This is a genomic window from Kitasatospora sp. NPDC058492 (assembly GCF_042720685.1).
In the GTDB taxonomy this organism is placed as follows: Bacteria; Actinomycetota; Actinomycetes; order Streptomycetales; family Streptomycetaceae; genus Kitasatospora.
The window spans coordinates 220880-245006 of record NZ_JBHXMU010000003.1 but is presented as its reverse complement, the minus strand read 5'-3'; the positions used below and the strand labels follow the sequence as shown (position 1 = coordinate 245006).

The window sequence follows — 24127 nt, the reverse complement described above, 5'->3', positions numbered from 1 at the left end:
GAGCTGGGGGTGGCCGCAGAGACCAGCGAGAAGCGACTGTTTACTAAAAACACAGGTCCGTGCGAAGCCGTAAGGCGATGTATACGGACTGACGCCTGCCCGGTGCTGGAACGTTAAGGGGACCGGTTAGCTTGGATTCGTCCAGGCGAAGCTGAGAACTTAAGCGCCAGTAAACGGCGGTGGTAACTATAACCATCCTAAGGTAGCGAAATTCCTTGTCGGGTAAGTTCCGACCTGCACGAATGGCGTAACGACTTCTCGACTGTCTCAACCATAGGCCCGGTGAAATTGCATTACGAGTAAAGATGCTCGTTTCGCGCAGCAGGACGGAAAGACCCCGGGACCTTTACTATAGCTTGATATTGGTGTTCGGTTCGGCTTGTGTAGGATAGGTGGGAGACTTTGAAGCAGCAACGCCAGTTGTTGTGGAGTCGTCGTTGAAATACCACTCTGGTCGTGCTGGATGTCTAACCTGGGTCCGTGATCCGGATCAGGGACAGTGTCTGGTGGGTAGTTTAACTGGGGCGGTTGCCTCCTAAAGAGTAACGGAGGCGCCCAAAGGTTCCCTCAGCCTGGTTGGCAATCAGGTGTTGAGTGTAAGTGCACAAGGGAGCTTGACTGTGAGACTGACGGGTCGAGCAGGTACGAAAGTAGGGACTAGTGATCCGGCGGTGGCTTGTGGAAGCGCCGTCGCTCAACGGATAAAAGGTACCCCGGGGATAACAGGCTGATCTTCCCCAAGAGTCCATATCGACGGGATGGTTTGGCACCTCGATGTCGGCTCGTCGCATCCTGGGGCTGGAGTAGGTCCCAAGGGTTGGGCTGTTCGCCCATTAAAGCGGTACGCGAGCTGGGTTTAGAACGTCGTGAGACAGTTCGGTCCCTATCCGCTGTGCGCGTAGGAGTGTTGAGAAGGGCTGTCCCTAGTACGAGAGGACCGGGACGGACGAACCTCTGGTGTGCCAGTTGTCCTGCCAAGGGCATGGCTGGTTGGCTACGTTCGGGAGGGATAACCGCTGAAAGCATCTAAGCGGGAAGCCTGCTTCGAGATGAGCACTCCCACCTCCTTGAGAGGGTAAGGCTCCCAGTAGACGACTGGGTTGATAGGCCGGATATGGAAGCCCTGTGAGGGGTGGAGTTGACCGGTACTAATAGGCCGAGGGCTTGTCCTCAGTTGCTCGCGTCCACTGTGTTGTTCTGAAACAACGACCCCAACCCGTTTGGCTACGGGGTTGGTGCGGTTGACAGTTTCATAGTGTTTCGGTGGTCATAGCGTGAGGGAAACGCCCGGTTACATTCCGAACCCGGAAGCTAAGCCTTACAGCGCCGATGGTACTGCAGGGGGGACCCTGTGGGAGAGTAGGACGCCGCCGAACAATTATTCCGAAAAGACCCCCTCCCTTCTGGGAGGGGGTCTTTTTGCATTTCCCGGAGACAGGGCAGAAGGCTTTCAAGCCGGCCCGGCCGAGGGGGCGGGCGCCGTCAATATGTCGCTAAAACCGCATGATCAGTCCACTGATCAGCGGAAAATCGCCGCTCACGCCGTAGTCTCGAAGGGAAGGGGAACAGGTGTCCGGGGGTGGCCCCGGGGCAGAGCCGGATCAAGAATGGTGCTCATGGGACGAGGCAGGCTGCGCATCTACCTTGGGGCGGCCCCCGGGGTCGGCAAGACGTACGCCATGCTCGCCGAGGCGCACCGGCGACAGCAGCGTGGCACGGACGTCGTGGTGGCGTTCGTGGAGGATCACGGCCGGCGGCTCACCGCGGAGCTCGTCGACGGGCTGGAGGTCGTGCCGCGCCGGCAGCTGGTGCACCGGGAGGCCGCGTTCACCGAGATGGACGTGGACGCCGTCCTCGCCCGCCGCCCGCAGGTGGCGCTGGTGGACGAGCTGCCGCACACCAACATCCCCGGCTGCCGCAACGCCAAGCGCTGGCAGGACGTCGAGGAGCTGCTGGCAGCCGGGATCGACGTGATCTCCACCGTCAACATCCAGCACCTGGAATCGCTCGGCGACGCCGTCGAGGGCATCACGGGGGTGCGCCAGCGCGAGACCGTGCCGGACGCGGTGGTGCGCCGGGCCGACCAGATCGAGCTGGTCGACATGTCGCCGCAGGCGCTGCGGCGGCGGCTGGCGCACGGCAACGTGTACGCGCCGGAGAAGATAGACGCGGCCCTGGCCAACTACTTCCGTCCGGGCAACCTGACCGCGCTGCGCGAGCTGGCGCTGTTGTGGACCGCGGACCGGGTCGACGAGTACCTGCAGAAGTACCGGGCCGAGCAGGGTATCGAGGGCACCTGGCAGGCCCGGGAGCGGATCGTGGTGGGCCTGACCGGCGGCCCCGAGGGGGCGACGCTGATCCGGCGGGCGGCCCGGATCGCGGCCCGTGTCTCCGGCGGTGAACTCCTCGCCGTCCACATCTCCCGCTCGGACGGGCTCTCGGGCACCGGCTCCCCGCAGACGCTGATCGAGCAGCGGGCCCTGGTGGAGAGCCTCGGCGGCTCCTTCCACGCCGTCCTCGGCGACGACCCGGCCGCCGGGCTGCTGGACTTCGCCCGGGGCGTGAACGCGACCCAGATCGTGCTGGGCACCAGCCGCCGGCCGGCCTGGCAGTACCTCTACGGGCCTGGCGTCGGCACCACGGTGACCCGGGAGGCCGGCGACATCGACATCCACATGGTCACCCACGAGCACGCCGGGCACGGACGCGGGCGGGTGCCGGTGCGCCGGATCACCGACCTGGGCCGCTCCCGCACCATCGCGGGCTGGCTGATCGGGCTGGCGGGTCCGCCGGTGCTGGCGCTGGTGCTGACCGCGATCGGCGGGCTGGGCCTGTCCACCGACATGCTGCTGTTCCTGTCGCTGACGGTGTGCGCGGCGCTGGTCGGCGGGCTGCTGCCGGCGATCGGGTCGGCGCTGGTCGCCTCGTCGGTGCTGAACTACTACTTCACGCCGCCGATCCACACCTTCACGATCAACGAGCCGCAGAACATCATGGCGGTGGCGATATTCACCGTGGTCGGCATCTCGGTCGCCTCCGTGGTCGACCTGGCGGCCCGGCGCACCCACCAGGCGGCCCGCAGCCAGACGGAGGCGCAGACGCTCAGCGCGCTGGCCGGTACCGTGCTGCGCGGCGCGCCGAACGGGGACGGGGTGCTGACCGCGCTGATGGAGCAGGTCCGGGAGACCTTCGGGCAGGAGAGCGCCGCGCTGCTGGAGCGTCCGGAGCCGCTCGGCGCCTGGGTGCCGGTCGCCACCGCCGGGCCGCGCCCGCCGGAGCGGCCGGAGGAGGCCGACGTGGACGTGCCGGTCGGCGACAGCCTGGCGCTGGTGCTGCGCGGCCGGGTGCTGCCGGGGGCGGACCGGCGCCTGCTCGGGGCGTTCGCCGCGCAGGCGGCCGTGGTGCTGGAGCGCCGCCGGCTGGCCCGGGAGGCCGCGGCGGCGCGCCGGGAGGCGGAGGGCAACCGGATCCGCACCGCCCTGCTGGCGGCGGTCTCGCACGACCTGCGCACCCCGCTGGCGGGGATCAAGGCGTCCGTCACCTCGTTGCGGGCGGCCGACGTCGAGTGGGCGCCGGAGGACGAGGCGGAGCTGCTGGCCGGCATCGAGGCCGGGGCCGACCGGCTCGACCACCTGATCAACAACCTGCTGGACATGAGCCGGTTGCAGACCGGCACCGTCACCCCGCTGATCCAGGAGACCGACCTGGACGAGGTGGTGCCGTTCGCCCTCGGCGGGGTGCCGCCCGAGTCGGTGCGCCTCGACGTCCCGGAGACGCTGCCGATGATCCGGGCCGACGGCGGCCTGCTGGAGCGTTCGCTGGCCAACCTGGTCGAGAACGCCGTCAAGTACAGCCCGGACGGCGTCAAGGTGCTGGTCAAGGCCGACGCGCTGCGTCAGCCGGGCGGTTCCGCGCGGGTCGAGCTGCGGATCGTGGACCGCGGCCCGGGTGTGCCCGAGGACGCCAAGGAACGGATCTTCGCGCCGTTCCAGCGCTACGGGGACGCGCCGCGCGGCGCCGGGGTGGGGCTCGGGCTCGCGGTGGCGCGCGGCTTCGTCGAGGCGATGGACGGTACCGTCACCGCCGAGGACACCCCTGGTGGCGGCCTCACCATGGTCGTCAGCCTGCCCGCGGCCGAGCGGCCGCCGGAACCGGGGGAGGCGGCCGGTGACGGGCACGATCCGCTGTCGCGGCTGATCACGTGACAGCCGGTGGCCTGCCGCTCCGGCCTGTCGTTCCTCGCTTCCGCAATCCGTATGTTCAGCAAGTCCCACAGTCCGTAAGTCCGACAGCCCTGAAAGGCGGAGCCCGTAAATGACCCGGGTCCTCGTCGTGGACGACGAACCGCAGATCGTCCGCGCGCTGGTGATCAACCTCAAGGCCCGCAAGTACGAGGTCGACGCGGCCCATGACGGCGCGAGCGCCCTGGAACTGGCCGCCGCCCGCCATCCCGACGTCGTCGTCCTCGACCTGGGCCTGCCCGACATGGACGGCGTCGAGGTGATCCGCGGCCTGCGCGGCTGGACCCGGGTGCCGATCATCGTGCTGTCGGCCCGGCACGCCTCCGACGAGAAGGTCGAGGCCCTGGACGCCGGCGCCGACGACTACGTCACCAAGCCGTTCGGCATGGACGAGCTGCTCGCCCGGATGCGCGCCGCCGTGCGCCGCGCCGAGCCGGTCGCGGGAGAGGACGACTCGCTGGTCGTCACCGAGAGCTTCACCGTCGACCTCGCCGCCAAGAAGGTCAACCGGGACGGCACCGACGTCCGCCTCACCCCGACCGAGTGGCACCTGCTGGAGGTGCTGGTCCGCAACGCCGGTCGGCTGGTCAGCCAGACCCAGCTGCTCCAGGAGGTGTGGGGCCCCGCGTACCGCACCGAGACCAACTACCTGCGGGTCTACCTCGCCCAACTGCGGCGCAAGCTGGAGCGCGACCCCTCGCACCCGCGCCACTTCATCACCGAACCGGGCATGGGCTACCGCTTCGAGAGCTGACCCCGGGGCGCCCCCGGTGGCCGTACGGCCTGCCGCCGGGGGCGCGGAAACCGGTACCCTTCCGACATGAGTGGTGACAACAGCAGCGACCAGCCGCAGGGGCGCTTCCGCCGCATGCTCAGCCGGCTGACCTCCTCGGCCGAGGAGCTGCAGGCCGAGGAGCTGCGCCAGGAGAGCGCGGCGGAGTCGGGCTGCACGCCGATCGCCGGCTGCGCGGACCGCGAGCTGGTCACCGTGGCGGGCACGCTGCGCACGGTGACGCTCCGCCCGCGGGCCGGGGTGCCGGCCCTGGAGGCCGAACTCTTCGACGGCACCGAGGCGCTGGACGTGGTCTGGCTCGGCCGCCGCTCGATCGCGGGCATAGAGCCGGGCCGCCGGCTCGTCGCCAGCGGCCGGATCAGCCACGCACGCGGGCGCCGCGTGCTGTTCAACCCCCGCTATGAGCTGCGTCCGGTCGGACACGGGAGCGAATGAGCGTGAGCAACCAGCCCGGCGGCGAGTCCGCCGCCCAGCTTGACCTGGCCGCGAACCACCACGCGCCGCCCGGCCCGCACGGACCCGGGGCCGCGGCCGACGCGGCCGTCCGCGAGGCCGTCGTCGCCAAGGAGGCCGCCGACAGCGCGGCCGAGGAGGCCGCCCGCAAGGCCGCCGCCTCCAAGGAAGCGGCCGACACCATCCTGCAGGCCTTCGGCGGCGTGCGCGGCATGATCGACATGACGCTGCCCGGCCTGGTCTTCATCGTCACCTTCAACATCACCCACCAGGTCAGCTCCGCCGCCTGGGCCGCGCTGGGCCTGTGCGCGGTGTTCGTGGTGACCAGGCTGGCCCGGCGGGAGACCGTCCAGCACGCCTTCAGCGGGGTGTTCGGCGTCGCCCTCGGCGCCTGGATCTCGATGAAGAGCGGCCGCGCCGAGGACTTCTACCTGCCCGGCCTGCTGTGGAACGTCGGCTACAGCATCGCGCTGGCGGTCTCCGCCCTGGTGCGCTGGCCGATGATCGGCGTGATGCTCGGCCCGGTCACCGGCGAGATGTTCACCTGGCGCAAGGAGAACCCGGGCCGGTTCGCCGCCTACACCAAGGCGACCTGGGCCTGGGTGGTGATCATGGGCCTCAAGCCGGTGATCCTCTTCCCGCTGTACTTCACCCACAACGTCAACCTGCTCGGCTGGCTCAAGGTGGCCCTCGGCATCCCGCCGATGCTGCTGGCGATGTACGTCACCTGGCAGATCCTGCTCAAGGCGCCGCCGCCGATCAAGGCGCAGTTCGACGACGACGAGGAGCCGGCCCGCTAGGCCCTGTCCGGCCGGAGCCCCGGCTCGCCGGCCCGCACGCGACGGGCGAGGGCCCGCACCCCTGGTGGGTGCGGGCCCTCGCCCGTGTCCGGTCCGCGCTTTCGGCCCTACTGGGCGCCGGAGGACGCCGACAGCAGGTCCTCCAGCTCCTCCTCGCGCTCCTGCGCGGCCACGAAGAGCAGCTCGTCGCCGCCCTCCAGGGTGTCGTCCTTGCCCGGCACCAGCACCCGGCCCTCGCGGATGATCGTCACCAGCGCGGTGTCCTGCGGCCAGGCCACGTCGCCCACCCGGGTGCCGACCAGCTCGGTGTCGGCGGCCAGGGTCAGCTCGACCAGGTTGGCGTTGCCCTGGCTGAAGCGCATCAGCCGGACCAGGTCGCCGACGCTGACCGCCTCCTCGACCAGGGCGGACATCAGACGCGGGGTGGACACGGCCACGTCCACGCCCCAGGACTCGTTGAAGAGCCACTCGTTCTTCGGGTTGTTCACCCGGGCGACCACCCGCGGCACCGCGTACTCGGTCTTGGCGAGCAGCGAGACGACCAGGTTCACCTTGTCGTCGCCGGTCGCGGCGATCACCACATGGCAGCGCTGCAACGCCGCCTCGTCCAGCGAGGTGATCTCGCAGGCGTCGGCCAGCAGCCACTCCGCCATGGGCACCCGCTCCACCGAGATGGAGTTGGGGTTCTTGTCTATCAGCAGGACCTCGTGCCCGTTCTCCAGCAGCTCGCCCGCGATCGAGCGACCCACGGCACCGGCCCCGGCAATGGCGACCCGCATCAGTGACCCTCCTCCTTCGGCCCCTGCGCGAACGCGGCCTCGACCGCCGTCAGGTCGCCCCGGCGCAGCATCACGTGCACCAGGTCGCCTTCCTGCACCACCATCTGGGGCGAGGGCAGCACGCCCTCGCCGAGCCGGGTGACGAACGCCACCCGGGCGCCGGAGGACTCCTCCAGCACGCCGATGCGGTGGCCGACCCAGCCCGGGGCGTAGGCGACCTCGGCCAGCTGGACGCCGCCGCTCGGGTCCTGCCACAGCGGCTCGGCGCCGCTCGGCAGCAGTCGGCGCAGCATCTGGTCGGCGGTCCACCGGACCGTCGCCACGGTCGGGATGCCCAGGCGCTGGTAGACCTCGGCGCGGCGGGGGTCGTAGATCCGGGCCGCGACGTTCTCCACGCCGAAGTTCTCCCGGGCCACCCGCGCGGCGATGATGTTGGAGTTGTCGCCGCTGGAGACCGCGGCGAACGCGCCGGCCTCCTCGATGCCCGCCTCGCGCAGGGTGTCCTGGTCGAAGCCGACGCCGGTCACCCGGCGCCCGTTGAACCCGGCGCCCAGCCGACGGAACGCGGTCGGGTCCTGGTCGACCACGGCCACCGAGTGGCCCTGTTTCTCCAGGGCTCTGGCGAGGGCCGAGCCCACGCGGCCGCAGCCCATGATGACGATGTGCACCGGCGCTACCTCACCCGTCCCGTAGGGTTCTTGACCTGCGCAAACACCGTTCATCTCCCTTTCCCGCCCGGCTTCCCTGGGCGAGCGTTCTCGTGGGGCGCCGACTCACAACCTGAGTGTTGCCCGCCGACTCGTATCCGACACGCTAGCCGGTCCATAGAACGCAGTCGCGACGAAGGGGGGGACAAACGGCGGAGCCCGGCCCGGGAAGCCCCTACGATTCCTTAACGTGCCTATGCCGACTGACCTACCGAAACGCATCCTGATCGGGCGCGCCCTGCGCAGCGACAAATTGGGCGAAACACTTCTGCCCAAGCGGATCGCGCTGCCCGTCTTCGCCTCGGACGCGCTCTCCTCGGTCGCGTACGCCCCCGAGGAAATCCTGCTGACGCTCTCCGTGGCGGGTGCCTCGGCGATCCACTTCTCCTGGCAGATCGGCGTCGTCGTCGCGATCGTGATGCTCGCGGTGGTCGCCTCCTACCGGCAGAACGTGCACGCCTACCCGAGCGGCGGCGGCGACTACGAGGTCGCGACCGTCAACCACGGGCCCAAGTCGGGACTCGTCGTCGCCAGCGCCCTGATGGTCGACTACGTGCTCACCGTGGCCGTCTCGACGACCTCGGGCGTCGCCAACGTCGTCTCCGCCGTCCCCGCGCTGCGCGGCCACGAACTGACCCTGTCGGTCATCGTCGTGGTGGTGCTGATGGGCATGAACCTGCGCGGCGTCCGCGAATCCGGCACCGCCTTCGCCGTCCCGACGTACGCGTTCATGATCGGCGTCATCGGTATGGTCGGCTACGGCTTCGTCCGGCACTTCCTGCTCGGCCAGGACATGCCCGCCGAGAGCTCCGGATTCCACCTCGCCGCCATCCCCGGCAACGAATCGCTGGCCGGGTTCGCCATGGTGTTCCTGCTGCTCAAGTCGTTCTCCTCCGGCTGTGCCGCGCTCACCGGCGTGGAGGCCATCTCCAACGGCGTGCCGGCCTTCCGCAAGCCCAAGAGCAAGAACGCCGCCACCACCCTGCTGATGATGGCCAGCATCGCCGTGGTGATGTTCATGGGCATCATCTGGCTGGCCCGCCTCACCGGCGTGCAGATGGCCGAGAACCCGGCCGAGCAGCTCGTCGGCTCCTCGCCCGGCTACCACCAGAAGACCGCGCTCGCCCAGATCAGCGAAGCCGTCTTCAACAACTTCACGCCCGGCTTCTACTTCGTCGCCGCCGTCACCGGCCTGATCCTGGTGCTCGCCGCGAACACCGCCTTCAACGGCTTCCCGGTGCTCGGCTCGATCCTCGCCCAGGACCGCTACCTGCCGCGCCAGCTGCACACCCGCGGCGACCGGCTGGCCTTCTCCAACGGCATCATCCTGCTGGCGATCGCCGCGATCCTGTTCGTCATCGCCTTCGACGCGGACCCCAACCGGCTGATCCAGCTCTACATCGTCGGCGTCTTCGTCTCCTTCAACATGAGCCAGTCCGGCATGATCCGGCACTGGACCCGGCTGCTGCGCACCGAGACCGACCCGGCCAAGCGCCGCCACATGCAGCGCAGCCGGGCGATCAACACCTTCGGCCTGGTGATGACCATGGCCGTGCTGATCGTCGTCCTGGTCACCAAGATCAGCCACGCCTGGATCGCGATCGCCGCGATGGTCGTGCTCTTCGTGATGATGAAGGGCATCCGCCGCCACTACGACCGGGTCTCCGAGGAGCTCACCGCCGCCGAGGAGCCGGACGACGTGGTGCTGCCCACCCGGGTGCACGCCATCGTGCTGGTCTCCAAGCTGCACAAGCCCGCGCTGCGCGCCCTCGCCTACGCCAGGCTCGCCCGCGCCCACACCCTGGAGGCCGTCACCGTCAATGTCGACCCGGCCGACACGGCGGCGCTGCGCCGGGAATGGGACGAGCGCGGCATCGAGGTGCCGCTCAAGGTGCTGGACTCGCCGTTCCGCGAGATCACCGGGCCCGTCCTCGACTACGTGAAGAACCTGCGCCGCAGCAGCCCGCGCGAGGTGGTGTCGGTCTACATCCCCGAGTACGTGGTCGGCCACTGGTACGAGCACCTGCTGCACAACCAGAGCGCGCTGCGGCTCAAGGGACGGCTGCTGTTCAAGCCCGGGGTGATGGTCACCTCGGTGCCGTGGCAGCTGGAGTCCTCCGAACGGCGCAAGCCGCAGAAGGCCTGGTCGGCGCCGGGTGCCGTCCGGCGTGGCGAGCCTCGGGCGCCGAAGGCCGTAAAGTCGAAGGTCCCCGTTATGCCAGACGCCACCGCTGACAGCAGCAAGGACTCCGCCCAGTGACCCGCAACACCCCGTCCCGCTCCTCCGGATCCTCGGGCAAGGGCGCCCGCAAGGGCGCCGCCGCCCCCGGCAAGGTCGCCCGGCCGCGCTGGGGCAAGCCCGTGCGCCCGGCCGCCACCGACCGCGACGGCTTCACCGCGCAGACCGCGCCGCTCGCGCCGGGCGAGCCTGCTCCCGCGCGTCCGGCGGAAGCCGACACGGGGAAGCCGAAGGCCGACCGTACGCAGAAGACCGACCGTGCGCCGAAGACCGAGCGCACGCAGAAGGGCGAGCGCTCCAAGGACGGCGCGCCGAAGGGCGACCGCGCGCAGGGATCCCGCGCGCAGGCGTCCCGCACGCCGGGGGAGCGGCCGCGCAAGCAGGCGGTGCGGCCGCCGAAGGCGCTGCGCACCGCGCCGCGGGCCGCGCGGCCCGAGACGCCGACCGGCGATCCGCTGGCCGGCCAGCGCTACGAGGTCGAGGTCGGCCCGGTCGCGCACGGCGGCGGGCACTGCGTGGCCCGGCACGAGGGCCGGGTGCTGTTCGTCCGGCACGCGCTGCCCGGCGAGAAGGTGGTCGCACTGGTCACCGAGGGCACCTCCACCTCCCGGTTCCTGCGGGCCGACGCGGTCGAGATCCTGGAGCCCGCCAAGGAGCGGATCGCGCCGCCGTGCCCGTTCTCCGGGCCCGGCAAGTGCGGCGGCTGCGACTGGCAGCACGTCACCCCGGGCGGGCAGCGCAAGCTCAAGGGGCAGGTGCTGACCGAGCAGCTGGCCAAGCTGGCCGGGCTCACCCCGGCCGAGGCGGGCTGGGACGGCAGCGTCGAGCCGGTCGGCGGCAAGCTGCCGGCCGGGCAGGTGCCGACCTGGCGCACCCGCGTGCAGTACGCCGTGGACCAGGAGACCGGGAAGGTCGGCCTGCGCAAGCACCGCTCGCACGACGTGCAGCCGGTGGACCGCTGCCTGATCGCCGCCGAGGGCGTCACCGAACTCGGCATCGAGGCCCGCGACTGGCCGGGCATCGCCTCGGTCGAGGTGATCGCCGCGAGCGGCTCCTCGGACCGCCAGGTGGTGCTCACCCCGCGTCCCGGCGCCCAGCTGCCGCTGGTCGAGCTGGACAAGCCGGTGTCGATCGCCCGGGTGGACGACCAGGGCGACATCCACCGCGTGCACGGCCGCAGCTTCGTGCGCGAGCGGGCGATCGGGCGGACCTGGCGGGTCAGCAACGGCGGCTTCTGGCAGATCCACCCCGAGGCGCCGGACACCCTGGTCGACGCCGTCCTGGACGGCCTGGACCCGCAGTGGGGCGAGAACGCGCTCGACCTGTACTGCGGCGTCGGCCTGTTCGCGGGCGCGCTGGCCGACCGGGTCGGCGAGGAGGGCGCGGTGCTCGGCATCGAGTCCTCCAAGCAGGCCGTGGCCGACGCCCGGCACAACCTGGCTGCGCTGGACAACGTGCGGATCGAGTGCGACCGCGTCGAGACGCTGCTGCCGCGCACCGGCATCACCGCCACCGACCTGATCGTCCTGGACCCGCCGCGCTCGGGCGCCGGGCGCGAGACCGTCGCGCACCTGGTCGGCCTGGAGGCGCGCCGGATCGCGTACGTCGCCTGCGACCCGGCGGCGCTCGCCCGGGACCTGGCGTTCTTCCGCGAGGGCGGCTACCGGCCGGTCTCGCTGCGGGCCTTCGACCTGTTCCCGATGACGCACCACTTCGAGTGCGTGACGATCCTGGAGCCGATCGGGAAGTGACCCGGCGGCCCTCCGGGGTGCTGACTGACGGGCTCTGACCGCGTTCGAGGCGGTTCGGGGCGGTCAGAGGCAGTCCGGGGGAGTTCGGGGGAGTTCGTCGGAGGAGACGGCAGAGGAGGCGGCACCCGTTCACGCGGGTGCCGCCTCCTCGCCGTTCCGGTGCGGGACGGTCAGGGCCGGTTGTGCTCCTCCTCGTCGGCGCTGTGCGGAAGGTCGATCCCGTGCTGGGCGGCGAGCCGGAGCAGTCCGGCGATCCGGCCCTCGTACGCCTGGACGCCGTCGGCGTCCCCTTCGGCCCGGGCCGCTGCGAGGTCCCGGCGGGCCTGGGCGAGCTGCTCGCGCAGCTCCTGGTCGAACATGGCTGTCATTGCCGGCCTCCAGACCGGTCGGTGCCGCTCCGCGGAACGCTCAGGAGAGTTCAGAGTCTCGGAAGGTGAAGAACTCTTCAAGTCTCGCTCGCCCCGGCGGGGCGGCGTCGGGCGGCATTGGGCGGGGTGGCGGGTGCGGGCAGGGCGGTCGCCGGGGTGTGGGTCAGGGAGTGGTCAGGGGGACGCAATGCGCCGGTAAAGGCGGTTGCCGGCGCCGCCGTTCGGCTCCCGGAGGGGGCTTGACGAGGTGATTCGCGCGGGGCGAAGGTGAGCGGCCGACATGTCATGTGTGCTGTTGCACAGCCACCGCCGGGGCCGCACCCTCCCGCCCGGAGCGGTCGGCCGGGAGGGTGCGGCCCTTGCGTGAGGGGGAGGGTCATGGAGCTGGAACTGCGGCACCTTCGCGTGCTGTGCGCCATCGCCGACACCGGGAGCGTCGGCAGGGCCGCCGTCCTGCTCGGCGCCTCGCAGCCCGCGACCAGTACGCAACTGCGCCGGATCGAACGCCACCTGGGCGCGCCGCTGTTCGAGCGCACGGCCGTGGGCGTCGCGCCGACCTGCTTCGGCGTCGAGGTGGTGGCCGCCGCGCGCGACCTCCTCACCCGCGCCGACTGCCTCGGCCGCCGCCCGGCGGCCCCCGGCGAGCCGGCCCGCCAGGAGCTGCGCCTGGCCGCGACCATCTCGCCGATCCTGCCCGGACTGGTCACCAGGGCCCGGCACCAGCGGCCCGACCAGCGCTTCACGGTGACCTCCGTCTACCGCTCGTCGGACATCGTCGACCTGCTGGAGCAGGGCGACGCGGAGGCCGCCGTGGCCGTCGACTACCCGGGCCGGGAACTGCGCCACTCGCCGGCCGTCGCGCACCGCGGCATCGTCACCGAGCCCGCCTTCGTCGCACTCCCGGCGGGCCACCGGCTCCGGCACCGCACCGAGATCGCCCTGGTGGACCTGGCCGAGGAGGACTGGTTCCTCACCCCCGACGACGGGGCCGGCTGGCACGGCGTGTTCTACGGCGCCTGCGCCGCGGCGGGCTTCACCCCGGCGACCGTCCACGAGTTCCTCGGCGGCCGGCTGGAGCTGCAGGAGATGATCTCCGCCGGGCTCGGGATCTCCGTCGTCCAGGCGACCACCAGGCCGCTGGCCGAAGTGGTGGTCAAGCCGCTCGCCGGGACGCCGATCTGGGTCCGCCACCTGCTGGCCTGGCGGGCCGTCGGGGTGAGCGGCGAGGTGGTGGAGACGCTGTTCGGCGCGGCGGCCGCGGCCTACCGGGACCTGATCGCCAGTTCGCCGACCTTCCAGGCCTGGGCGGCGCGGACGTACCGGCCGGTCCGGCCGTAGGGAGGCCGGGTCGGGGGGCGGGACGGTCGGGTCCGGCGGTGGAGAGGCCGGGTCAGGCCGTGGTGCGAGGCGGGGGCGGGCGGGCGGTCCCGGTGGGGCGGTGTTATGCCGGACGCGGTAGATGTCATATGACCTGTGACATTGTTCTGGCGGGTCGCCCGATGGCAGGATCACGTCGACTTCCCCCATGCCTCGGCAGTCGTCCAGTCGCCTCCCCCACAGGAGAAGGACCCCGCAGTGCGCCTTCGCATACCCCTCCCCACGCTCATGGCCGGCGTCGTCGCCGGCTGTGCCACCGCCGCCACCCTGCTGCCGGTCCCCGCGCTCGCCGCGTCCGGACCGGCCGCCCAGCCGCCGGCCGGCGCCCGGTCGTCCGCCGCCGCCCCGGCGACGGCCGACGCCGCGTCGGCCGTCCCGAAGCCGCTGGGGGCCTTCCTCGCGGCCGATCCCTCCGAGGCCGCCGCCCCCGCCGCCAAGCCGCTGCCGCCGGCGCTGCTGGGCCAGGTCGTGATGGGCCAGCCGGCCGGCACCGCCGTGCAGACCGCGCCCCGTCCGGCCCAGCCGCACGCGCCCGCGGCCAAGCCGGGCAACTCCGCGGCCCAGCCGGGCAGTTCCGCCCGTGCCGCTGCCGGTTCGGCCGGTGCCGTCGCTGGTACGGCCCGCGCCGCCGCTGGTACGGCCGGTGTCGCCGCGCCGAGTTGCACCCCCGCCGACTTCGGCGGGCGCAGCGGTGCCGACCTGGTCTCCTTCCTCGAAGGCTCGACCACGGACTGCGTGAACACGCTGTTCAACGTCACCGGCACCGACGCGGGCAGGATCTTCAAGGAATCCCAGATGCTCACCGTCGCCAACGCCTACCAGGGCCTGGCGGCGAACTACACCGGGGACAACTCCACCGGCATCCTGCAGCTCGTGCTCTTCCTGCGGGCCGGGTACTACGTCCAGTCCAACAACGCGGACGCGGTCGGCCCCTACGACGCGGCGCTCACCAGTGCCTCCAAGGCCGGGCTCGACGCCTTCTTCGCCGGCCGGCACTGGACCGACGTCACCGACAACAACGGCACCGTGCTCAACGAGGTGCTGGTCCTGACCGACAGCGCCAACGTGCAGGGCAGCTACCTGGGCGTCTACAAGCAGGTGCTGACCAGCTACAACAACTCGTACAACGCCTTCCCGAAGATGCTCAAGGCGGTCAACGCCGTGCTGTCCGCGCCGCTGTGGCGGGGCAACTGGAACAGCGACTTCGTCAGCGCGGTCGGCGCCGACCCGAGCATCGGCACCGTCCTGGGCGACTTCGCGCTCAACCACAAGGACCTGCTCGGCACCGCCAACGCCTACCTCGACGTCAACGCCGGCAACGACCTCGGCCGGATGGCCGGCGACGGCCCCGTCGTCGAGGCCGCGGTCAAGGGGAAGGTCAAGGCGGTGCTCGACGGCGCCCAGATCACCGGCGTCACCGGCCCGTTGTACGTCCACACCGCCTACCAGGCCAACGCCTTCGACCCCGGCCAGTGCTCGTACTACGGCACCTGCGACCTGCCGGCGAAGCTGACCGCGGCGGTGCTGCCGAACCAGCTGGTCTGCGACAACCGCACCATCCTGACCGAGTCGCTGTCGCCCGCCGACCTGGCCGCCGTCTGCACCAGCCTGCGCGGCGAGGACACCTTCTTCCACAACCTGGTGAAGGACAACGGCCCGGTCAACCCGTACGGCAAGAACATGACCCTCGCGGTCTTCGCCAACCAGGCCGACTACCTGAACTACTCCTGGGCGATCTTCGGGAACTCCACCGACAACGGCGGCCAGACCGTCATGGACCCGACCGACCCCAACAACCGCGCCGTGTGCGTGATGTACCAGAAGTCGTGGAACGACGGCTTCACCGCCAACGTGTGGAACCTCAACCACGAGTACACGCACTACCTCGACGGCATCTACGACATGAAGGGCAACTTCTCCACCGAGATCTCCGTGCCCGACATCTGGTGGATCGAGGGCGTCGCCGAGTACGAGTCCTACGCCTACCGCGGCACCACCGACACCCAGGCGATGGCCGAGGCCGCCAAGCACACCTACAAGCTCAGCACCGTCTTCCAGAACACGTACGGCAACTCGGACTCGGTGCGCACCTACCCGTGGGGCTACCTCGCCGTCCGGTACATGTTCGAGAAGCACCCGGCCGACGTCTACGCCATGCTCGGCCACTTCCGCACCGGTGACTACCAGGGCGGCTACGCGGTCTACAACGGCATCGGCACCGGCTACGACGCCGACTTCGACGCCTGGCTCGACGGCTGCGCCGCCGGCGCCTGCTACGCGGCCGGCCCGACCGCGCTGTTCGGCCAGGCCGTCAACGGCGCCACCGTCACGCTGACCGACAAGTCCGTCCAGACCGGCCCCGGCCAGATCACCGCCTGGCACTGGACCTTCGGCGACGGGACCTCCTCCGACCAGCGGAACCCGAGCCACGGCTACGCCGCCGCGGGCACGTACACCGTCGCCCTGACCGTCACCGACGCCACCGGCAGGACCGCCAGCACCCCGGCCTCGGTCACCGTCACCACCGGCACCGGCGGCGGCACCACCCTGCCGACCTGCATCGACCCGCGCACCGACGCGCTCGGCCAGAACTGTTCCCGGTCCAACCTCACCGCCACCGCCGGCGGGCTCGACTACCTGTACGTCTACCTGCCGGCCGGCGTCAGCACCCTGAAGATCAGCACCTCCGGCGGCACCGGCACCGCGTACCTGTACTACAACGCGGACACCTGGGCCTCGCCGAACGCCTTCACCGCCTCCTCCACCAACGCCGGCAGCACGCAGAGCATCACCGTCACCAACCCGACGGCCGGCTACCGCTACATCAGCCTCTACGCCAGCACGGACTTCAGCGGGGTGACGGTCAGCACCCAGTTCTGATCCGGACCCGCGTTCGCTCCCGGGCGGCCACGCCTGCGGCACCCTGCCGCGGGCGTGGCCGCCTGGCGTCCGTGCAGGGAACGTCCGTGGGGGGCACGTCCGTGGGGGTGGGCGCTCCGTCCGGTGTGCGTGCGCCCTTGTTGTGCTAGCACTTCAGCGCTAGCTTGAGATTCATGGGTAAGAAGCAGCTGAACGTCCGGGTGGACGCCACGACCGCGGAGATGGCCCGGGAACGGGCGGAGCAGCAGGGGATCAGCATGAACCAGTACATCGAGCGCCTGGTCCAGCAGGACATGGGCGAGGCGGGGCGGGCCTTCGTCGACGCCGCCGCCCAGTTCATGAAGGAGTACGAGACGGCCTTCCTGGCCGAGTTCGCGGAGCCGGGCGACCTGAAGGACGTGCGCCGTTGAAGCTGGAGGTCGACCTCTCGTGGCTGCTCATGACCGCCGAGCAGTACACGCCCGGTGACCCGCAGGTCACCGACTACGGGTCGTTGCTCGCGGCCGTCGCCCGGCACCAGGCCGAGATCTTCGACATCGACGTCTACCCCGAACCGCAGGACCGCGCCGCCGCCCTGATGCACCAGCTGATCCGGGTGCCGGCCCTGGAGAAGACCAACGAGCTCTACGCGACCGCCGCCGCCTACGCCTACCTCGTCGCCAGCGGCTGCACCGTCGCCACCACCGCCCGCGAGGTGCGCAGCCTCGCCCGGGCCATCCGGGAGGGGCGGCTCGGTGTGTCCGGGGTCGCCGAACGGCTGGCGGGGTGGGTCGTCGACGAGGCCGAGGGGGAGGGCGTCAGCGGGGCGGAGGACGAGGACGACGACTGACCGGGTGGGCTCCTGCCCGGTCGCGTCGTCCTCGTCGTCCGTTCCTGAGGGCTCTCGTTGGTGTGGTCGGGGGGTCAGTCGCCGGGCCGGTCCGGGGCCGGCTCGGCGATCAGGGCCGTCGCGAACGGGCGGAAGCCCGCCCGGCGGTAGATCCGGGCGACCTCCTCGTCGGCGGCGGACAGGAACACCGTCCGCACGCCGTTCGCCCGCGCGTGCGCGACCAGGGCCGCGGTGACCGCCAGACCCAGCCCGCGCCGCCGCGCGACCGGCAGCGTCCCGACCCCGGCCACCTCGGTGACCGCGCCCACCGGATTGTGCTGGCCCGCGCACAGCGCGGAACCGTCCTCCACCGCGGCGGCCAGCACGGTGGCGCCGTCGGTGATCCGCCGCGCGATCCGCTCCACCGCGCCCTCTGCCGTCAACCGCCCTGCGGCCTCGGCCAGTTCGGCCGCACCCACGGCGCCCACACCGGTGCCCGGCTCGGCGAACGCCAGGTGCGGAACGGCGACCGCCGACGCCAGCTCCGGCGCATCCGCGCCCAGGACCTCCACCCGCACCTCCTCCGGCAGCTCGGGCGCCGGGGCCGGCTCGTCCTGCGGGCCCAGCACCAGCAGCGGGTGCTCGTGCACCGCGAGCCCGGCCGCCTCCACCGCGGCCCGCAGTTCCGGACTCCGCTCGGCCACCCACTCGAAGGCCTCCGGCTCGCCCAGCTCCCGCTGGCGGGCCAGCACCCGCAGGACGTCCTCGGCGGTGGTGGCGGGGCCGTCGTGGTCGAGCGTGGGGCGGGCGTAGTAGGGCCAGCCCGCGCCCTCGCGGACGAACAGGGTCAGCGGGCCGAAGTCCTCGGTCCGCGCGGCGCTGCGCGGCACCGCGTCGTAGTAGCGCTCGATCGCGTCGAGGAGGGAGTGGTCGGGGGCATGATCAACAGAAGTCACGGCGTGCATCCAAGCAGGGGCGTCGGCGGCCCGCCACCGCATTGTTCCCGGGCTTCGTGCCGGGGGCGCCGGTGACGGTGTGACGGACGGTGGCGGTGCCTCGTGCCGGGGGTGATGGCGGGCGGCGGCGGTGCTTCGTGCCGGGGGTGGCGAAGGGCCGGGGCGGTGCGGGCGCCTGATTGTTGCTGAACGCTTACCGGCTCGCAGCGATCTTGTGCGTATACCGCGTGGCATGCTGATGCCTTTACAGCTCTGCCGAAGGGGGACGGCGGACGTCCGCACTCGGCTTGGCAAGGGGGGAAGACAGGCCCATGAGGCTCTGCTTTCTGGTGGAGGAGCACTACCGGCACGACGGCATGCCGCTCGACGTGGCACGCCAGCTCACCGCATGGGGGCACCGGGTGGACGTGCTGCGCCCCGGGGACTCGCTGATGGCGATATCCGAGGCGATCCGGGCCGGCAGCCACGACGCCTGGGTGCTCAAGACCGTCTCCGGCGGGCCCGGGCTCACCCTGCTGGACGCGGCCGCCGCCGTCGGCCTCACCACCGTCAACGACGTCCGCTCCATCCGTGGCGTCCGCGACAAGGCGCTCGCCTCCGTCATCGCCAGCACCCGCGGCCTGCCCGTCCCCGTCACCTACGCCACCGCCCGCTGGGAACGGCTCGCCGAGATCCCGGCCGCCGAGTACCCGCTCGTCGTCAAGCCCGCCGACGGCAGCTCCGGGCGGGCCGTCCGGCTCGTGCCCAGCCCCGACCACCTCCTCGGCCTCGGCCCCGAACTCGCCGACGAGGGGCTGTTGATCGCCCAGCCCTACGTGCCCAACTCCGGCACCGACCTCAAGGTGTACTGCGTCGACGGCGAGCTCTTCGCGACGGAACGTTCCTCCCCGCTCCACCCCGGGCAGGGCGTACGCGAACGGCAGGTCCCGTTGCCTGGCGAGGTCGCGCGGATCGCGGCGCAGGTCGGCGAGGTGTTCGGGCTCGACCTGTACGGCGTCGACGTGCTGCTCGGGCCGGACGGGCCGGTGGTAGTCGACATCAACGACTTCCCGAGCTTCCGCCAGGTGCCGGACGCGGTCGCCAGGGTCGCCCGGGCGGTGCTGCGGCTCGCGCGCAGCGGTACGGCCGTGTCGGCGCCCGCGCCCGCACTGGTGCCGGCGGGTGGTGGCGCTGGGTACGGGCAACTGGGCTTCGGTGGTGGAGAGTTCAGCGGATCCGGCTTTGACGGAGCTGGCTTTGACGGGGCCGGCTTGGGCGGGTCTGGCTTGGGCGGGGCGATATGAGGATCGGCCTGATCACCGCCGACCCCGGACACCCGGTGCTCGCGGCGACCGCCGCCCTGCTGGCGGACCGGCACGAGGTGACGATCGTCGACCCTGCTGGACCGGCAGGGCCGGCGCTCGCCGACGTCTATCTGCTCAAGGCCCACACCCGTCGATCCCTTTCACTCGCACAAGAGTTGGAGCGGCGCGGGGCGCCCGTCATCAACTCGGCCGCGGCCACCGAACTCTGTCAGGACCGGGTGCGGATGGCCGAACTCGCGCGCGCGGCCGACCTGCCCTTCGCGGCCACCCGCGACGCCGGGCGGATCGCCGAACTCGCCGATCCCGCCTACCCGTTCGTCGTCAAGAGTCGGCACAGTCGGCGCCACGACCTGGTCGCCCGGGTCGACGGCCCGGCCCGGTTGCGCGAACTCGTCGCGCGCTGGCCCGACGAGCCCGTCGTCACCCAGCCGTTCGTCCCGGGGACCGGCTGGGACCAGAAGCTGTGGGTGATCGACCGGCAGGTATTCGCCGCCCAGCGGCGGTCCGAACTCGCCGACAGCGTAGGGGAGTCGGGGCAAGGGCAGGGCTGGGAACCGCCCGCCGACCGGGCCGCCCTCGCCCTGCGCGTCGGCGAGGTGTTCGGGCTCGACGTCTACGGCGTCGACCTGCTCGACGGGCCCGCCGAACCCGTCATCGTCGACGTCAACGCCTTCCCCGGCATCCGTGGCCGGCCCGGCGCGCCCGAGGCGCTCGCCACCCTCGCCCTGCGCGTTGCGGCGGAGCGCGGGCGCGGGCGCGCCGCGCAGGGGTGGGGCCGATAGGCCGGGCAGCGGGGCCGGGCGGGGTCGGGCGGGGTCGGCGGACCCGGGGCGAGGTCGGCTGGCCGGGCAGGCCGTCGGGGTCGGGCGGGGTCGTTAGGCTGGTTACTCAGGGCCACCGGACCCGCGAAACCCCCGGGCACCCGGGCTGAACGGCGAGAGAAGACGGAACGTTGCTGCAGGACATCGAGCACTACCTGGCCTGCCCCCACTGCGCGCAGGCCCTCACCCGGCACGAGCGCGCCCTGCGCTGCCCCGCCGGCCACAGCTTCGACCTCGCCAAACAGGGCTACGTCAGCCTCCTCGCCGGCGACGCCCACACCGGCACCGGCGACACCGCCGAGATGGTCGCCGCCCGTGCCGACTTCCTCGCCGCCGGCCACTACCGGCCCATCGCCGACGCCCTCGCCGAGGCCGCCGCGGCCGCCGACCCCGAAGGCCTCGTCGCCGACCTCGGCGCCGGCACCGGCCACTACCTGGCCCACGTCCTCGACGCCCTGCCCGGCCGCGTCGGCGCCGCCCTCGACATCTCCAAGTTCGCGCTGCGCCGCGCCGCCAAGGCCCACCCCCGGATCGGTGCCGTGGTCTGCGACGCCTGGCGGCCGCTGCCGCTGCGCGACGCCTCCGCCGGGCTGATGCTCAACGTCTTCGCCCCGCGCAACGGGCCCGAGATCCGCCGCGTGCTGCGCCCCGGCGCCACCCTGCTGCTGGTCTCGCCCACCGCCCGCCACCTGCGCGAACTCGTCGGCGCGCTGGGCCTGTTGTCGGTCGACGAGGAGAAGCAGCGGCGGATCGACGAGAAGCTCGGCCCCTACCTGACCCCTGCCGGGCAGCGGCAGGTCGAGTTCACCCTGCGGCTCGGCCCGGACGACGTGCGCACCGTCGTCGGCATGGGCCCCAGCGCCTGGCACACCGACCCGGACCGCCTGGCCGCCGCGCTCGCGGAGCTGCCGGACCCGGTCGAGGTGACCGCCTCCGTGACGGTGGCCGCCTACCGGCGCTGAACGTCGGGCGCGCGCGGGGTGTGGCCGCCACGTTGGGATGAATCTGCTGAGCAGGCACGTTTCTGCCGACCGGCCTGCGGCTAACGTCCGACGGGTGAACCGCGACGCCACCCGGCCCGCCGCGCCGGCCCACCCCCGACCGAGCGCCCCGGGGCCCGATCGGCCATCCGTAACACGTCCCACCGTCGAGGAGCTCCGGCTCACCTCGTTCAAGTCCTACCGGCGCGCGGTCCTGCCGCTCGCGCCCCTCACCGTCCTGCACGGGCCCGCCGGCGTCGGCAAGTCCAACGCCCTCGACGCACTGGCCGTGCTCTCCCGGCTCGCCCTCGGAGAGGAGATCGCCGACTCCTTCGACGGACTGCCCGACCGTACCGGCCCCCTGGCCAAACCCGTCCGAGGCGGCCTGACCGGGTGCGTCCCGCACGGGCGCGACGCCGTCATCCTCGGCTGCACCGTCCGCTCCCCGCACGGCCGCATCCGGCTCGACGTCGTCGTCCGCACCGACGGCCCGGTGCGGATCGCCCGCGAATCGCTCACCCTGGACGGCCGCACCCTCGTCGACACCGGCGAACAGGACGTCCGCAAGCGGCGCGTCAACGTCTGCTGGCACAACGACACCCGCCAGGGCGACATCCGGGCGCCCTTCCCCAGCGGCACCATGATCACCGCGCAACTGCCGCTCCGGGTGGCCGGCTCCTCCCCGGGCGAACGGCAGGTCCTCGCCGCCACCGAGGACCTGCTCACCGCGCTGCGCGAGGTCTTCCCCGTCCACCCCGTCCCGGCCCTCATGCGCGGCTGGGCCCGGCCCGACCCGCAGGCCCGGCTGCGCAGCAACGCCGCCAACATCTCCGCCGTCCTCGCCCGGCTCGGCAACGAATGCCCGCGCCGCTACGGGCAGCTCCTGCGCGCCGTCCAGTCCGCCGCCCCGCACCCGCTGCTCGGACTCTCCCTCGCCCACCGCGGCAGCGGGCCCGACCAGCGGGTCCTCGCGGTGTTCGACGAAGGCGTCCTCGGGCGCACCGGGGCCGACCAGGCCTCCGACGGCATGCTGCGCCACCTCGCGTTCGCCGCGGTGCTGCTCACCGGGGCCGGGGTGCTCGACCTCGACGTGGCCGCCGAGGTGCCGTGGGCGCACCGGCAGCTCACCGTGCTCGCCGAGGACCTCGGAGCCGGGCTCGCCACCGAACAGACCGCCTCACTGCTACGGCTGGCCCGGGACATGTCCGGGCGCAACCAGCTGCGCGTCCTCGCCGCGCTTCAGGAGCCGGCCGCGGCGCGGGAGGCGCTCGGCGCGGCCGAACCGCGGTCGGGCGCGGCCGTGCTGGTGGAGTGCCGGCGCGACCCGGACTCGGGGCACACCGTGCTGCGGCCCGAGACGACCCGGGTGCCGGCCCAGTGCGGGCGCGGGGACGGCGCGGACCCGGGGGCGGACGAGGCGGACGGGTGAGGTAGACCTGGACGGGTGAACGAACGAGTGACGAGGCCGGGGGAACCGGCCGGGCCCACCGGGCCGACCTTGGAGGCCCTGCGGCAGCGGCTGGCGGACTTCGCGGCGGCCCGGCGCTGGGAGCCCTTCCACACGCCGAAGAACCTGGCGGCCGCGCTGAGCGTGGAGGCCGGCGAACTGCTGGAGATCTTCCAGTGGTTGACGCCCGAGCAGGCGGCCGTGGTGATGTCCGAGCCGGAGCGGGCCCACCGGGTGCGGGACGAGGTCGCGGACGTCCTCGCGTACCTGGTGCAGTTCTGCACGGTGGTCGGGGTGGATCCGCTGGAGGCCCTCGCGGCCAAGATCGAGCGGAACGAGCTCCGCTTCCCGGTGCCGGACGGACCGGCGGACGCCGACCCGGACGGGGCGGGTGTCAACCCGGACGTGGACGAATAATACTTGTGAGGGACGGGAGTTATCCACAGCCCCGGACTTGTCCACAGCTTTCCCGATGACGGATGCGGCCTCGCCGACTTCGCCGCACGCTTTCGCCGTGACCACCTGACCGCCCCTCCGGCGGTCGTGGTCCCACGGCGACAGCGAGCGGAAGGAGTGGCGGCCATGGAGGCGCTGCGACTGATCAAGAGGGCCCGGCACGCCCTGGCCGAGGCCAGGCACGTACCGGATGTGCTGGCCGAGGCGCGGCAGGCCGCGCTGCTCACCGAGGCGGTGGGGGCCAGGCTGGCGGAGCTGGACGACGACGAGCTCACCGGGCTGGGGCAGCAGCTGTCCGAGGCCGCGGCGCACGCGGCGGTCTGCCTGGAACGCTCTGTCGTCAGGGCCGCCGTGCTGAGCGGCGGCCGGGCCGGGCGGCTCACCGAACTCGGCGAGCTGGCACCGACCTTGGGTGCGCTGGACGGGCTGCTGCGGGACGTCGGGGAGACGCTGGTGGTGCTGGCCTGCGGGGCCGACACCGAGAGCCTCTACTGGACGTGCATCGACGGCGTGGACGCGGTGTCGGAGTGCAAGGACCTGGCCGGGCGGCTGTGGAAGACGGCGGGCAGGTTGGAGGAAGAGGAGGGCGCGGTGCTCGGCGGGGCGCCGGCCGAGCGGGGCTCGCCCTTACTCGTGGTCCGGCTCGGCCCGCCGGACGAGGGCGGGCCGACGGGGGAGGAGCAGGCGCCGGACTATCGGGTGCCTGGCGTGGCGGGAGCGTCGGAGGAGGTGTCCGTACCGGTGGGATAGGTGGCCGGGCCGTCCTCCCGGATGCCGGAGGACTGCAACTCGGCGAGATCCGCGGACACCGAGGCGAGCAGTTCCTGCATCTGTTCCAGCAGGCTCTTCTGCGCGGCGGGCCCGGACGAGGTGCCGGCGGCCGAGCCCGCCGGGCTGCTCGGGAGCTGCGGCGTGGCAGTTGGTTGGGACATGACGGGACCTCTTCGGATCGGTAGTGCGGCGTGAA

At 72.0% G+C, this 24127-nt stretch carries 21 protein-coding genes and 2 rRNA genes; 18 read left to right on the top strand and 5 right to left on the bottom strand.

Annotation, left to right across the window (positions count from 1 at the left end; genetic code table 11):
* From ACFWPI_RS03800 to ACFWPI_RS03775, 6 genes are all read left to right on the top strand, one after another.
* Positions 1-1172 (top strand): 23S ribosomal RNA (locus ACFWPI_RS03800); the annotation flags it as partial.
* An 87-nt stretch (positions 1173-1259) separates the two neighbouring features.
* A 5S ribosomal RNA gene (gene rrf / locus ACFWPI_RS03795) occupies positions 1260-1376 on the top strand.
* 240 nt (positions 1377-1616) lie between these two features.
* Positions 1617-4205 carry an ATP-binding protein gene (locus ACFWPI_RS03790; protein ID WP_380371189.1) on the top strand — a complete coding sequence of 863 codons (2589 nt, stop codon included), beginning with the start codon at positions 1617-1619 and terminating at the stop codon, positions 4203-4205.
* A gap of 109 nt (positions 4206-4314) precedes the next feature.
* The gene (locus ACFWPI_RS03785; protein ID WP_033351413.1) at positions 4315-4995 is read left to right on the top strand and encodes a response regulator; all 681 of its coding nucleotides are present in this window, start codon (positions 4315-4317) and stop codon (positions 4993-4995) included.
* 66 nt (positions 4996-5061) lie between these two features.
* Positions 5062-5469 carry an OB-fold nucleic acid binding domain-containing protein gene (locus ACFWPI_RS03780; protein WP_063347599.1) on the top strand — a complete coding sequence of 136 codons (408 nt, stop codon included), beginning with the start codon at positions 5062-5064 and terminating at the stop codon, positions 5467-5469.
* Between the two features lie 2 nt (positions 5470-5471).
* Entirely contained in the window at positions 5472-6287 is an 816-nt protein-coding gene (locus ACFWPI_RS03775) for a DUF3159 domain-containing protein (RefSeq protein ID WP_244293354.1), read from the top strand.
* A 107-nt stretch (positions 6288-6394) separates the two neighbouring features.
* Here the strand turns inward: ACFWPI_RS03775 and ACFWPI_RS03770 are convergent, their stop codons facing one another.
* Both ACFWPI_RS03770 and ACFWPI_RS03765 read right to left on the bottom strand, forming a co-directional pair.
* Positions 6395-7066 carry a TrkA family potassium uptake protein gene (locus tag ACFWPI_RS03770; protein WP_063347598.1) on the bottom strand — a complete coding sequence of 224 codons (672 nt, stop codon included), beginning with the start codon at positions 7064-7066 and terminating at the stop codon, positions 6395-6397.
* Positions 7066-7734: a TrkA family potassium uptake protein gene (locus tag ACFWPI_RS03765; RefSeq protein ID WP_063347597.1), complete on the bottom strand. Its 669-nt coding sequence runs from the start codon at positions 7732-7734 to the stop codon at positions 7066-7068. The genes ACFWPI_RS03770 and ACFWPI_RS03765 overlap by 1 nt, the downstream gene beginning before the upstream one ends.
* Positions 7735-7963: 229 nt before the next feature.
* Between ACFWPI_RS03765 and ACFWPI_RS03760 the strand changes: the two genes are divergently transcribed.
* Together ACFWPI_RS03760 and ACFWPI_RS03755 are read left to right on the top strand one after the other, a co-directional pair.
* The gene (locus ACFWPI_RS03760; RefSeq protein ID WP_107452862.1) at positions 7964-10033 is read left to right on the top strand and encodes an APC family permease; all 2070 of its coding nucleotides are present in this window, start codon (positions 7964-7966) and stop codon (positions 10031-10033) included.
* Positions 10034-10416: 383 nt separating this feature from the next.
* A complete protein-coding gene (locus tag ACFWPI_RS03755; RefSeq protein ID WP_380371281.1) occupies positions 10417-11763 on the top strand; it encodes a class I SAM-dependent RNA methyltransferase in 1347 nt (448 codons plus the stop codon).
* A 170-nt stretch (positions 11764-11933) separates the two neighbouring features.
* Here ACFWPI_RS03755 and ACFWPI_RS03750 read toward each other — a convergent pair whose 3' ends face one another.
* Complete coding sequence (locus ACFWPI_RS03750) at positions 11934-12131, bottom strand: hypothetical protein (protein ID WP_159398428.1); 198 nt, start codon at positions 12129-12131, stop codon at positions 11934-11936.
* 378 nt (positions 12132-12509) lie between these two features.
* Here ACFWPI_RS03750 and ACFWPI_RS03745 point away from each other — a divergent pair, with 378 nt between their 5' ends.
* From ACFWPI_RS03745 to ACFWPI_RS03730, 4 genes are all read left to right on the top strand, one after another.
* Positions 12510-13469 (top strand): LysR family transcriptional regulator, encoded by a 960-nt coding sequence (locus ACFWPI_RS03745; protein WP_380371196.1) that lies wholly within the window; start codon positions 12510-12512, stop codon positions 13467-13469.
* A gap of 237 nt (positions 13470-13706) precedes the next feature.
* Complete coding sequence (locus tag ACFWPI_RS03740; RefSeq protein ID WP_380371199.1) at positions 13707-16388, top strand: collagenase; 2682 nt, start codon at positions 13707-13709, stop codon at positions 16386-16388.
* A gap of 173 nt (positions 16389-16561) precedes the next feature.
* Positions 16562-16798 carry a toxin-antitoxin system HicB family antitoxin gene (locus ACFWPI_RS03735; RefSeq protein ID WP_063347592.1) on the top strand — a complete coding sequence of 79 codons (237 nt, stop codon included), beginning with the start codon at positions 16562-16564 and terminating at the stop codon, positions 16796-16798.
* Positions 16795-17217 carry a hypothetical protein gene (locus ACFWPI_RS03730; protein ID WP_063347591.1) on the top strand — a complete coding sequence of 141 codons (423 nt, stop codon included), beginning with the start codon at positions 16795-16797 and terminating at the stop codon, positions 17215-17217. The genes ACFWPI_RS03735 and ACFWPI_RS03730 overlap by 4 nt, the downstream gene beginning before the upstream one ends.
* A gap of 74 nt (positions 17218-17291) precedes the next feature.
* Here the strand turns inward: ACFWPI_RS03730 and ACFWPI_RS03725 are convergent, their stop codons facing one another.
* Positions 17292-18161 carry a GNAT family N-acetyltransferase gene (locus ACFWPI_RS03725; protein WP_063347590.1) on the bottom strand — a complete coding sequence of 290 codons (870 nt, stop codon included), beginning with the start codon at positions 18159-18161 and terminating at the stop codon, positions 17292-17294.
* A gap of 302 nt (positions 18162-18463) precedes the next feature.
* Here ACFWPI_RS03725 and ACFWPI_RS03720 point away from each other — a divergent pair, with 302 nt between their 5' ends.
* The 6 genes from ACFWPI_RS03720 (at position 18464) to ACFWPI_RS03695 (ending at position 23910) form a co-directional block, all read left to right on the top strand.
* Positions 18464-19435, top strand: a complete 972-nt coding sequence (locus tag ACFWPI_RS03720; protein WP_380371204.1) for a RimK family alpha-L-glutamate ligase — start codon at positions 18464-18466, stop codon at positions 19433-19435.
* A complete protein-coding gene (locus ACFWPI_RS03715; protein ID WP_380371207.1) occupies positions 19432-20238 on the top strand; it encodes a RimK family alpha-L-glutamate ligase in 807 nt (268 codons plus the stop codon). Before ACFWPI_RS03720 ends, ACFWPI_RS03715 begins: the two co-directional genes overlap by 4 nt.
* A 170-nt stretch (positions 20239-20408) precedes the next feature.
* Positions 20409-21239 (top strand): putative RNA methyltransferase, encoded by an 831-nt coding sequence (locus tag ACFWPI_RS03710; RefSeq protein ID WP_380336962.1) that lies wholly within the window; start codon positions 20409-20411, stop codon positions 21237-21239.
* Between the two features lie 94 nt (positions 21240-21333).
* A complete protein-coding gene (locus ACFWPI_RS03705) occupies positions 21334-22686 on the top strand; it encodes an AAA family ATPase (protein WP_380371210.1) in 1353 nt (450 codons plus the stop codon).
* Between the two features lie 69 nt (positions 22687-22755).
* On the top strand, positions 22756-23121 hold the full coding sequence (locus ACFWPI_RS03700; RefSeq protein WP_380371284.1) for a nucleotide pyrophosphohydrolase: 366 nt from the start codon (positions 22756-22758) through the stop codon (positions 23119-23121).
* A 165-nt stretch (positions 23122-23286) separates the two neighbouring features.
* Positions 23287-23910, top strand: coding sequence for a DUF6099 family protein (locus ACFWPI_RS03695; protein ID WP_380371212.1), 624 nt, complete (start codon positions 23287-23289; stop codon positions 23908-23910).
* Here ACFWPI_RS03695 and ACFWPI_RS03690 read toward each other — a convergent pair.
* A complete protein-coding gene (locus ACFWPI_RS03690) occupies positions 23853-24092 on the bottom strand; it encodes a hypothetical protein (RefSeq protein WP_380371214.1) in 240 nt (79 codons plus the stop codon). The two genes, ACFWPI_RS03695 and ACFWPI_RS03690, sit on opposite strands and share 58 nt — an antisense overlap.
* Between the last annotated feature and the right edge of the window lie 35 nt (positions 24093-24127).